Genomic DNA, 11,353 nt, shown 5'->3' with positions numbered 1-11,353 from the left:
ACGCCCGAAATCCCTGCCGGAGAGCGGATCGGGAAATGCGGCTCCGAAGCCGCGAAGCAGTCCCGCCATCCGAGTGCTTCTCCTACTTCATCAAGAACGAGAACCGATTGATGTTCTTCAGCGCGATGCCGGTTCCGCGCGCGATGGCCCGCAAAGGGTCTTCAGCGATGTGGAACGGGATGCCGGTCTTCTCGGTCAGGCGCTTGTCGAGGCCTTTGATCAGGGCGCCGCCGCCGGCCAGGTAGATGCCGTTCTTGACAATATCGGCATACAACTCGGGAGGCATCGATTCGAGCACTTTCATCAAAGCCGCGTCGATCTTCGTGAGCGACTTCTCCAAGGCATAGGCGATCTCGCTGTAAGAGAGCGACACGGTTTGCGGCAGCGCGGTAAGCATGTTGGGGCCGGTTACGACGAAATCCTCCGGCTCGTCGTCCAACTCCGTCACGGCGGCGCCGATGGAACACTTGATCGCCTCGGCCGTACGCTCGCCGATGCGGATGTTATGCTGCTGACGCACGTAGCTCTGGATGTCGGTCGTGAAGACGTCGCCGGCGACATTGACCGACTCCGAACAAACGATGCCGCCCAACGAGATGCAGGCGATCTCCGACGTACCGCCGCCGATGTCGATGACCATGTTGCCCTCGGGCGCCTCGACGTCCAGTCCGGCACCCAGCGCCGCGGCCATCGGCTCGTAGATCATGTAGACCTCGCGGCCGCCGGCATGCTCGGCCGAGTCGCGCACGGCGCGGATCTCGACGTTGGTCGACCCCGACGGAATGCAGATCACCATGCGCAGCGACGGCGCGAAGACGCTGCCCGAAGTCTTGACTTTCTTGATCATGCCCCTGAGCATCAACTCCGTGGCATTGAAGTCGGCGATCACGCCGTCTTTGAGCGGACGGATCGTCTTGATGTTGGGATTGGTCTTCTCGTGCATGTTGCGAGCCTGGCGGCCGATGGCCACCAATTTGCCCGTGTGCACGTCGAGCGCCACGATCGACGGCTCGTCGACGACGACCTTGCCGTTATAGATGATCAACGTGTTGGCCGTACCCAAGTCGATGGCCAATTCCTGTGTGAGTGAAAATATTCCCATTGTCGGCTTCCCGTATTGTTTTTACAAAATTCTGGCGATCAACATTTTCGTCATCCGGCCGTCTTGCTGCAAGCACGGCCCGGACGCAAAAACGAATCTATCCGGACAAAGGTAACAAAAAGACGCAAATCTTTTTCTATTTTTTAAGATTTTTTTACTTACTTTTGTAACGCAAAACCTGTTTCTGCATGGAATACAAAATCGGAAAGGACGCCCGATGCGCCGTGATCGGCTACGGAAGCTGGGCGACGGCCATCGTAGGCCTGCTGGCCGCCAACCAGACGCGCGTAGGCTGGTACGTGCGCAACCCCGAAGTGCTGGAGAGCCTGCGCACCGAGGGCCGCAACCCGCGCTACCTGAGCGACGCGGAGTTCGACATGGAGCGCATCGCCGTATCGGACGACCTCGACGAAGTGGTGCGCGAAGCCGACATCCTGATCCTGGCCGTGCCGTCGGCCTACCTGAAAAACTTCCTCGAACCGCTTACCGAACCGCTCGACGGCAAGTTCGTGGTGTCGGCCATCAAGGGCATCGTTCCGGGCGACTACAAGACGGTGGTGGAGTATCTGCACGACCGCTACGGACTCTCCTACAAGCAGCTGGGCATCTTCACAGGCCCCTCGCACGCCGAGGAGGTGTCGCGCGGCAAGCTTACCTATCTGACGATGGCCTGCACCGACCTGGAAAACGCCCGCGCCATCGGCCAGAAGTTCGCCGCGCCCTATATCAAACTGAGCTACTCGACCGACCTCTACGGCATCGAATATGCTTCGATCCTCAAGAACATCTACGCCCTGGCCGTCGGCATCGCCGTAGGGCTGGGCTACGGAGACAATTTCCTGGCGGTGCTGATCGCCAACGGAGCCGGCGAGATGAAACGCTTCCTGGACGAAAGCTACCCTGCGGCGCGCGAGACGCTGGTTTCGGCCTACACGGGCGACCTGTTGGTAACCTGCTATTCGACTTACAGCCGCAACCGCCGTCTGGGCCTGCTGATCGGTCACGGATGCACGGTGCGCAGCGCGCTGAACGAAATGACGATGGTCGCCGAAGGCTACTTCGCGGCCGACTGCATCCGCCACATCAACACCCGCCACCGGGTCGACATGCCGATCGCCGAAATGGTTTACAAGGTGCTCTACGAAGGTGCTTCGGCACGCCGCTGCATGCGGGAACTGACCTCGAAATTGATCTAAAAACCATAAAACCTATGGAAACACTGAAAGTAGACATTCGCAAGACGGGCCTCGAGATTCCGGCCGGCATGAAAGCCCAGGCACAGGCAGCCAACGCCCTGCTCCACTCGGGCAAGGGCGCAGGCAACGATTTCCTGGGCTGGGTGCACCTCCCCTCGTCGATAACGGACGCCGACATCGCAGCCATCGAAAAAACGGCGGCCGGCCTGCGTGCGAAGGCCGACCTGATCGTCTGCATCGGCATCGGCGGCTCCTACCTGGGCGCCAAGGCTGTTCTGGAAGCGATGAGCGACCCCTTCAAACTGCTGCACAAGGAGCAGAAGAACCCCACGGTGGTATTTGCAGGGCAAAACATCTCGGAAGACTACATCCATGCCTTGATAGAAGCGTCGAAAGAACACTCGATCGCGGCCATCGTGATCTCGAAATCGGGCACGACGACCGAACCGGCCATCGCGTTCCGGCTGCTGAAAGCCGAAATCGAGAAACGCTACGGCAAGGCCGAGGCAGCCCAGCGTATCGTGGCGGTAACCGACAAGGCGCGCGGCGCGCTGAAGACGCTGGCTACCGACGAAGGTTACCCGACGTTCGTCATTCCCGACGACGTGGGCGGACGCTTCTCGGTGCTGACGCCCGTAGGTCTGCTCCCTCTGGCTGCAGCAGGCGTAGATATTCGGGCACTGGTGCGCGGTGCGCAGGAGATGGAACGGGCCACCGACGAAAAAATCCCGTTCGACGAGAATCCCTCGGCGATCTATGCGGCGACGCGCAACCTGCTCTACCAAGCCGGCAAGAAGATCGAAATCCTGGGTTCCTACGAACCGCAGCTGCAATATGTCAACGAATGGTGGAAGCAGCTCTACGGCGAGAGCGAAGGCAAGCAGGGCAAGGGCATCTTCCCGGCGAGCGTGACCCTCACGGCCGACCTGCACTCGATGGGCCAATACATCCAGGAGGGCGAACGCACGCTTTTCGAGACGATCATCTCGGTGGCCGCACCGGCGAACGAAGTGAAGATCGAGGCCGACCGGGAGAACCTCGACGGGCTGAACTTCCTGGCGGGCAAACGCATCTCGGAAGTGAACCGCATGGCCGAACTGGGCGTGCAGCTGGCTCACGTGGACGGCGGCGTGCCGAACATCCGTCTCGAAATTCCGCGCATCGACGCCCATGCGGTGGGCGGACTGCTCTACTTCTTCGAAAAAGCGTGCGGCATCAGCGGCTACCTGTTAGGCGTGAATCCGTTCAACCAGCCGGGCGTGGAAGCCTACAAGAAAAACATGTTCGCATTGCTGGACAAACCGGGCTACGAAGAAGACTCGAAAGCGATCAAAGCACGGCTGTAAAATACTGCGGCTCAATATTCGGACGAACCTCCCACGATGGAGGTTCGTCTTTTTTATATCGAATCGGTCGAAATTCGAAAATCATAATACCCCGCCCCAATGTCCTCACTGCCCAAAAGGGAAAGCAGGGTGTTTCCGGCTGGCATAAAAAATGCAGTTCGGAGTTTTCCCCGTCATATTGTTATCATGTCATGAAACTTCGTCCGTTGTTCATTCTGCTGCTTTTCGTCGTCTCGGCGGTCGTGCTGACCTGGATCTACTATGCTGCCACGCATACGCACCAAGTCCGGAACGAGACGCCCTGGCGCACGACGATCGCCGATCTGGACGCCTGCTGCCGCCGCAAGCATGTGAAGTCGATGCAATACGACCACTTCGCCAGCATCGCCGACAAGGAACACCGGGCCCATGCCGCCCGGCTGTTCCGCGCTCTGGCTCTCTCGGCCCGGCTCCAAGAACAAAACGGCATGAACGCCATCTTGCGGCTGGGCGGGAGCTATCTCCCGCCGGAAAAAGTGCTGGTTTTCCGCGGCACGACCGACGGCAACCTGGAACGCAGCATAGCCTATGAACTCCGCACGATGCAGGAATGCAAATGCGGCGAGATCAACCGCGCCCTGGCCTGCGACAACCGCTACGCCGCGCGCCTGCTGATCTGGGCCTCGTCGGTCGACATGCGCCAAGCCACGCTGATGCACCTCTGCCGCGCGCCGCAATCGTCCGACACCGAATGGCAATATCTGGTCTGCCCGCAATGCGGCAACATCTTCACTTCGGTCTACTGCGAACCCTATTGCCCGCTCTGCCTGACCGCAAGCCAACAATTCGTACGGTTCGAATAAGCACCGCAAAAAAAGCCGGCCCGACGAAACGCATGGCCTGCCCTCCTGCGCAACCCGCTATCTCGCACAAAATCCCGCTCCGCTTACTCGCCCCCTCTGCCTGCATGAAACATGAAACTCGGCCCCCAACCCGCCCCCTGCCTGCATGAAACCACATGAAAACCGCCCCTGCTGCAAATGTTGCAGCAGGGGCGGTTTTTTCAAGAAAGCCCGTTCCTTTTCGAAACAGAGCGATCGGGAAACTATTCTTCCTCGACCTCTTTCATGTTGTGGTAGACGTTGGTCACGTCGTCGTCCTCCTCCAGACGCTCCACCAGCTTCTCGACCGACTCGCGGCCCTCTGCATCCAACTCCTTGGTGTCGGTGGGCAGGTAGGCCGATTCGCCGGACACGATCTCGAATCCCTTGTCATCCAACCACTTCTGGATCGAACCGAACGACTCATAAGGCGCATAGACCGTGATGCCGTCCTCCTCGGGATAGAACTCGTCGACTCCCAGGTCGATCATCTCCAACTCCAGTTCCTCGGCGTCGGTGCCGGCGGGAGCATGGAACTTGAAGATGCACTTGTGGTCGAACATGAATCCCACCGAACCGCTGTTGCCCAGCGTACCGCCGCACTTGTTGAAGTGCATGCGTACGTTAGCCACCGTGCGGTTGGTGTTGTCGGTGGCCGTCTCCACAAGAAACGCGATGCCGTGGGGGCCGTAACCTTCGTATACGACCTCCTTGTAGTCGGCCGCATCCTTCTCGGTGGCACGCTTGATGGCACGCTCGACGTTCTCCTTAGGCATGTTCTCGGCCTTGGCGTTCTGCATCAGAATGCGCAGACGCGTATTGCCCGAGGGATCGGGGCCGCCGGCCTTGACGGCGATTTCGATCTCCTTGCCCAACTTGGTAAACGTGCGGGCCATGTGGCCCCAACGCTTCATTTTCCGCGCCTTGCGATACTCGAAAGCTCTTCCCATAGTATCCTGAAATTTACGATTTTTTCCTCTTGTGGCGCAAAGTTATAAAATTCGCCGTGAAAAATTGAAAAATTAGCCCACTAAAAAATCGCAGACCATGCCGCATCGCCTCGAACCGCCCTGCAAGCAGAAAAAAATCTTCAAAACCCAAACTATTTCAACCAATAAAATTTAGCTTTTCGACCAAATTCCCCAAATAATTATGACAATTCAAATATACACTACGCCCAATTTTTAGATAAATTACTAATTTTGCAATACACGAATAAAAAAGCACCATCCGACTAATAATCAAAACAGACCCATGCGCATCGTTTTTTTAATGGGAAACGGGTTCGACATTTCGCTCGGGCTGAAAACCAGCTACACCGATTTCCACAAATATTACACACGATCTTTCCACATAGAACCATGTATAAAAAAACTAAAACAAGCAATAAAAGAAGATCTGGAAAACTGGTCCGATTTCGAAAAAGCATTCGGAATCTACACAAAAAAAATCGCTGATCCGGAAGAATTCGATTTGCTCTACGACGATATTCTTCAAGAAATGCAAAAATACTTGAAGGCCGAAACCGAAAAGTTTTCCGCTCTTTCAATAAACATTCCTGCTTTTATAAATTCATTAACAGCCCCGGATTCTTTCATACGAGAAAAAAGAAGAATCCAACATTTGTTTTCCATCGAAACAATAGATATACGTATCATCAACTTCAACTACACACAAACAATCGACATCTTCGCAGCCAGCGCCCGGCATTCATCGTTGCATCGAGGTCGGAGTATCATTACCATAGCAGCACCCCAACATATCCACGGGACACTCGACGGCACCATGCTATTCGGAGTAAACGACAAATCCCAAATCGCAAACACCGCTTTCCAAAACAACGATACGATCGCATCCGAATTGGTCAAACCCGTCTTCAACAAAAAATTAGGATACGCGACGGATGACATATGTCTCGCAACGATAAAAGAAGCAGCCCTCATTTGCATCTTCGGCATGTCTATCGGCGACACCGACCAATATTGGTGGACTTCGATAGGGGATCGAATAAAACGTTCGGGATGTTATGCAATTCTGTTCTACTGGGACGGGAAAACCCACCTGCCGCTTGAAGAACGATATAAATTACGAGAAGAAGAGAAGATAAAAGAAATGTTTTTGGAGAAGATCGGAATCAGCAAGGACTCTGATAGTGCAAGCAGAATATTTATCGGATACAACACTTCGATTTTTCAAAATATGATAGAATAGTGAACCCTTTAGTATAGAAAGCGCAAGCACTCCGCTGAAATTCAGCGGAGCGCTTGCTTTCGTACCCGGAGCCGGGGTCGAACCGGCACGACATTGCTGTCATTGGTGTTTGAGACCAACGCGTCTACCGATTCCGCCATCCGGGCAAACCGTGTCTCCAACGAGAATCGGGACTGCAAAGATACGAATAAAATCGGAAAGACAAAACAAAGGAACGAAAAATTACGACCGGCAGCGCGAAAGTCCCCGCAAAATACCCGGCCGGCCGAAAAGCACGGCTCCGGACGAACCGCCGGACGAAACCGGAACTTGTATCCGCAGCCTGGAGCCGGAACTTGGAACGGAAGCCTGAATCCGAAGTCTGGCTCCGCAACCTGGATCCGAAGCATCCGCAACGTCAAAACGGCTGCGGCCTCCGAAAGCAACCGATCTAAAAGGCTCCTTGAACGCCAGGAAACGATGCTGACGGATAACTTTGCACGAGACCAAAAGGTATGGAGAGCACGCTCGGACAACCTCGAACACCCGACGAACAACGCCCGTCCTCTCTCACACTTGAGGATGAAAGAAATCGCGGATTTTGCGGGCCTTGGCTTCGCCCACCAGCGCCGCCAGCTCCTCGAAGTTGGCGGTTTTGACCTTCGCCACCGTACGGAAGTGCTGCAACAGCTCGCGGATCGTCTTCTCCCCCACGCCGGGTATCTGCTCCAGTTCGCTGTGAATAAACGCTTTGCTGCGCTTCTGGCGATGGAACGAGATCGCAAAACGATGCACCTCTTCTTGGATGTGGGTCAGCAAATGGAACACCGGCGAGGTGGGACGCAAGCCGACCAGCAGGGGCGGATCGCCGCAGAACAGTTCGGCTGTGCGATGGCGGTCGTCCTTGGCCAGTCCGGCGACCGGAATGTCCAGCTGAAGATACTCCAGCACCTCGCGGATCACGCCCATCTGCCCCTTGCCGCCGTCGGCGATAATCAGATCGGGCAGTTCGGCCCCCTCGGCCACCAGCCGGCTGTAACGCCGATAGACGACCTCGCGCATCGATGCGTAGTCGTCCGGCCCCTCGACGGTCTTGATGTTGAAATGGCGGTATTCCTTGCGCGAGGGCTTGCCGTCGCGGAAAACCACGCACGACGCCACCGGATGGCTGCCCTGCAAGTTGGAATTGTCGAAACACTCGATATGGCGCGGCTGACGATCGAGGTGCAGCTCTTTCTGCATAGCATCCATCAGCCGGTCGGCATGCCGCTCGGGATTGCGGATTTCCAGATTCTTGAGCTGCTCGGCCCGGTAAATGCGGGCGCTCTTCTGCGAAAACTCCAGCAGGTCGAGTTTCTCGCCCCGCTTGGGCACCGTGAACGTCACGCCATCGAAAAGCAGCGTCGTCGAAGGCAGGAACGGCACGATGACCTCGCGGGCCAGCAAGCCGTCGGCCATCTTTTCGACCATGTGTTGGATGGCCAGCGTCAGCATGTCGCGTTCGTCGGCTCCGACGCCCGTCGAAAGGCGCACGGTCGAGACGCCCACGATCGAGCCGTGGCGGATGCGCACGAAGTTGCAGTAGGCCACCTCGTCGTCGGGCAGGAGCGAAAAGACATCGGCGTCGACGATGCGCGAACTCACGATTACCGACTTGCCGGCATAATGATCCAGAGCGTCGAGACGTTGTTTGTAGCGCTGCGCCTGCTCGAACCTCAACTCGCCGGCCGCACGGGCCATCTCCTCCTCCAGATAGCGGCGCACGGGCCGCAGATCGCCCTTGAGGATCGAGACCACCAGGTCGACCGCCCGGGCATACTCCTCCTCCGACTGCCGCCCCACGCAGGGGCCTTTGCAGTTGCCCAGATGATATTGCAGGCAGACCGCATATCTGCCCCGCGCGATCTGCTCGGGCGCCAAGTTGAGTTTGCACGTGCGCAGCGGCACCACCTCGCGGATGAACTCCAGCACGCTATGCTGCATCCCCATCGAACCGTAAGGGCCGAAATACTGCGAGCCGTCGCGCACGAGCTGCCGCGTCGACTGCACGCGCGGAAAGCGTTCGCGCCGCACGACGATCCACGGATAGGTCTTGTCATCCTTGAGCAGGATGTTGTAGCGCGGCTGGAGGCTCTTGATGAGCGAGTTTTCGAGCAGCAGGGCGTCGGCCTCGCTATCGACCACGATGTGGCGGATTTCGACGATCTGTCTGACCATTACCCGCACCTTGGCGCTGTGCTCCTTGCTCTGCACAAAATAGGAAGATACCCGCTTGCGCAGGCTCTTGGCCTTGCCCACATAGATGATCGTCCCTGAGCGATCCACGAACTGGTAGACGCCCGGCGAGAGCGGCAGCAGCGCCGCCTGACTCTTCGGATCGGTTTTTCCGGCTTCGGCCATACGGGGGCAAATTTAGCAAAAATCCGACAAACCGCCGCACAGGACACGCGACTGCCGCTCCCAGCGGTTCGCGAAGCGCTTCTTTTTGATTATATGTCCGAATGTAATATCTTTGCAAACGAATACCCTATCTTTTCAAGCCGGAACCCATGAAAAAATTATTGTTTTTGTGTCTTTTTGGCGTGCTGTCCGCCTCGTGCATCGACAAGGACTACGATCTGACCGATATCGATACCGACGGCATCGCGGTCGGCAGCGCAACATCCCGCTTCACGGTGCCGTTGGTAACCGTGACGGTGGCTCTGGACGACATCCACGACAGCGAAGGATCGCTGCAAGAAATGCTCGACGAGGCCGACATCTGGCTGCCCTCGCAACTGCCCGGCGGCGCAAAATACGTCGATTTCGCCCGGCTCTATGTCGACGACGCCTACCTCGGCGAGCTGACCGGCACCCTGATCGAAGAAATGGGCCGCAGCGACGAGCGGCTCAACAAGGTGGCCGACCTGGCATGGCGAAGCTACAAAAAGGATTTCCTCGCCCTGCTGGGACTGAGCGAAGCATCGGTCGACAAGACCCGTTTCAAGGAGGCTTTCGTCAAGTTGTTCGCCACCAACGCCGCACTGCGGCAGCAGACCGAGGCATCGGCCCGCAAATACCTGCAACTGCTGAACGTCTCTGACCTTTCGTACGAACTCGGCTCGCTCGACTTAGGCGAAGTGCTCGACATGCTGACCAAGAACCTCGACCCGCAGGGTACGGCCGACCCCGTGAACACGCTTTCGATCGAGGGCAGGGTAGAGAGCACGCTGCCGTTGAGCATGCGGCTTTCGCCCGTGTTTACCCCTACGGGACTCGTACTCTCCCCCTTCACGGTCGAAGTCGACGCGACGACCGAAATCCCCTCGACCCGCATCTATGCCGAAGACCTGCGCGCGCTGACGGAAGCCTCGAACGTGAAGATCGTCGTGCCCGTCGAACTGCAACGATACCATCCCGGCCGCAAGCTCGACCCGAATCCCATCTCCATCCGGCTGAACCTGGTAAAAACCGGCTCGTTGAATCTTGACATCTGACCCCCGACACTCTCCATCGAAAATGAAAAGAATCCCTCTTTTTCTGGCGATGCTGCTTTGGGCGGCAGGCGCCGCGGCACAAAACCCCACGGCTTACTTCATGGAAGGAAGCACGTTCCGCACCCAGTTCAACCCGGCTTTCGCGCCGCTGCGCGGCTACGTCAACATCCCGTTCGTCGGCAGCATCCAAGCAGGCATAACCAACAACCTGCCGTTGAGCAAACTGCTCTATCCGCGCGACGGGCGCCTGGTAACGCTGCTCGACCCCTCGGTTTCCGCCGACGAAGCGCTCGCCGGTCTGAAAACCGACAACCTGCTGGGCACCGAAGTGCGCATGAGCCTCATCGGCTTCGGCAAGTTCACGAAAAACCACAAAAATTTTTGGTCGTTCGACCTCAACCTGCGCACCAACGCGGAGTTCAACGTTCCGGGCGCGCTCTTCGAATTCATCAAACGCGGCGACGAAGGCTCGATCCGCAACCTGGGACTGGAGGCCGAGATGTATGCCGACGCCGGGGTCAGCTATTCGCTCCCGCTGCTGGGCGACAAACTCTATGTAGGCGCCAAGGCCAAGTTCATCGTCGGACTGGCCCGCGCGAAGGTCAACTTCGACCGTATGGACATCACGCTGCACGACAACCGCTGGGCCGTGGAGGCGCAAGGAAGCATCGAAGCCAACATCCCGGGCGCCGAAGTGAACTACCGGTACGACGACTACGGACAACCCTACTTCGAATCGGACGACATCGAAATCAACAAAATCAAACCCGCCGGCTACGGATTCGCCGTCGACCTGGGCGCCACCTACGAAATCCTGCCCGGACTCCAGGCCTCGCTGGCCGTGACCGACCTGGGATTCATCAACTGGAGCAAGACCAGCACCGTCGCCGGACGCGCCGAGACGAGCATCGAATATACGGGCATCATGATCGAGAACGGCGAAACCTCCTCCACGCCCGACTTCTCGCTGGACGACCTCAAGCAGTTCCGGCCCATCGAAGCGAAAGGGAGTGTCCGCGCGCTCCAGGCATCGGTCAACGCAGGTCTCGGATACTTCATGTGGGATCATCGCGTAGGCTTCGGTCTGTTGTACCAGGCCCGCTTCCGCGAATTCAAGACCCTGCACAGCGTTACCGGCTCGATCAACTTCTCGCCGATCCGCTGATTCACGCTCTCGGGCAGC

At 57.5% G+C, this 11,353-nt stretch carries 9 protein-coding genes and 1 tRNA gene; 6 read left to right on the top strand and 4 right to left on the bottom strand.

Annotated elements, in window-relative coordinates; translation table 11 throughout:
* Window positions 1-82: 82 nt before the first annotated feature.
* A complete protein-coding gene (locus tag QZ298_RS06495) occupies window positions 83-1,102 on the bottom strand; it encodes a rod shape-determining protein (protein ID WP_296006966.1) in 1,020 nt (339 codons plus the stop codon).
* A gap of 188 nt (window positions 1,103-1,290) precedes the next feature.
* Between QZ298_RS06495 and QZ298_RS06490 the strand changes: the two genes are divergently transcribed.
* The 3 genes from QZ298_RS06490 to QZ298_RS06480 all read left to right on the top strand — a co-directional run bounded on the left by QZ298_RS06490 (window position 1,291) and on the right by QZ298_RS06480 (window position 4,486).
* Window positions 1,291-2,298 carry an NAD(P)H-dependent glycerol-3-phosphate dehydrogenase gene (locus QZ298_RS06490; protein ID WP_296006963.1) on the top strand — a complete coding sequence of 336 codons (1,008 nt, stop codon included), beginning with the start codon at window positions 1,291-1,293 and terminating at the stop codon, window positions 2,296-2,298.
* A 14-nt stretch (window positions 2,299-2,312) separates the two neighbouring features.
* The gene (locus QZ298_RS06485) at window positions 2,313-3,644 is read left to right on the top strand and encodes a glucose-6-phosphate isomerase (protein WP_296006959.1); all 1,332 of its coding nucleotides are present in this window, start codon (window positions 2,313-2,315) and stop codon (window positions 3,642-3,644) included.
* A 191-nt stretch (window positions 3,645-3,835) separates the two neighbouring features.
* Window positions 3,836-4,486, top strand: coding sequence for a rubrerythrin family protein (locus tag QZ298_RS06480; RefSeq protein ID WP_296006957.1), 651 nt, complete (start codon window positions 3,836-3,838; stop codon window positions 4,484-4,486).
* A 242-nt stretch (window positions 4,487-4,728) separates the two neighbouring features.
* Here QZ298_RS06480 and QZ298_RS06475 read toward each other — a convergent pair whose 3' ends face one another.
* A complete protein-coding gene (locus tag QZ298_RS06475) occupies window positions 4,729-5,454 on the bottom strand; it encodes a YebC/PmpR family DNA-binding transcriptional regulator (RefSeq protein WP_296006952.1) in 726 nt (241 codons plus the stop codon).
* 304 nt (window positions 5,455-5,758) lie between these two features.
* Between QZ298_RS06475 and QZ298_RS06470 the strand changes: the two genes are divergently transcribed.
* Complete coding sequence (locus QZ298_RS06470; protein WP_296006950.1) at window positions 5,759-6,715, top strand: AbiH family protein; 957 nt, start codon at window positions 5,759-5,761, stop codon at window positions 6,713-6,715.
* Window positions 6,716-6,777: 62 nt separating this feature from the next.
* Here the strand turns inward: QZ298_RS06470 and QZ298_RS06465 are convergent.
* Window positions 6,778-6,861, bottom strand: a tRNA-Leu gene (locus tag QZ298_RS06465).
* A gap of 403 nt (window positions 6,862-7,264) precedes the next feature.
* Window positions 7,265-9,094 carry an excinuclease ABC subunit UvrC gene (uvrC, locus tag QZ298_RS06460; RefSeq protein WP_296006946.1) on the bottom strand — a complete coding sequence of 610 codons (1,830 nt, stop codon included), beginning with the start codon at window positions 9,092-9,094 and terminating at the stop codon, window positions 7,265-7,267.
* A gap of 149 nt (window positions 9,095-9,243) precedes the next feature.
* Between uvrC and QZ298_RS06455 the strand changes: the two genes are divergently transcribed.
* Both QZ298_RS06455 and QZ298_RS06450 read left to right on the top strand, forming a co-directional pair.
* Entirely contained in the window at window positions 9,244-10,170 is a 927-nt protein-coding gene (locus QZ298_RS06455) for a hypothetical protein (protein ID WP_296006943.1), read from the top strand.
* 22 nt (window positions 10,171-10,192) lie between these two features.
* On the top strand, window positions 10,193-11,335 hold the full coding sequence (locus QZ298_RS06450) for a DUF5723 family protein (RefSeq protein ID WP_296006940.1): 1,143 nt from the start codon (window positions 10,193-10,195) through the stop codon (window positions 11,333-11,335).
* Window positions 11,336-11,353 lie beyond the last annotated feature (18 nt).

Origin of the sequence: uncultured Alistipes sp. (genome assembly GCF_910580175.1) — a bacterium.
Lineage (GTDB): Bacteria > Bacteroidota > Bacteroidia > Bacteroidales > Rikenellaceae > Alistipes.
This window is presented reverse-complemented; position numbering and strand designations above follow the sequence as displayed.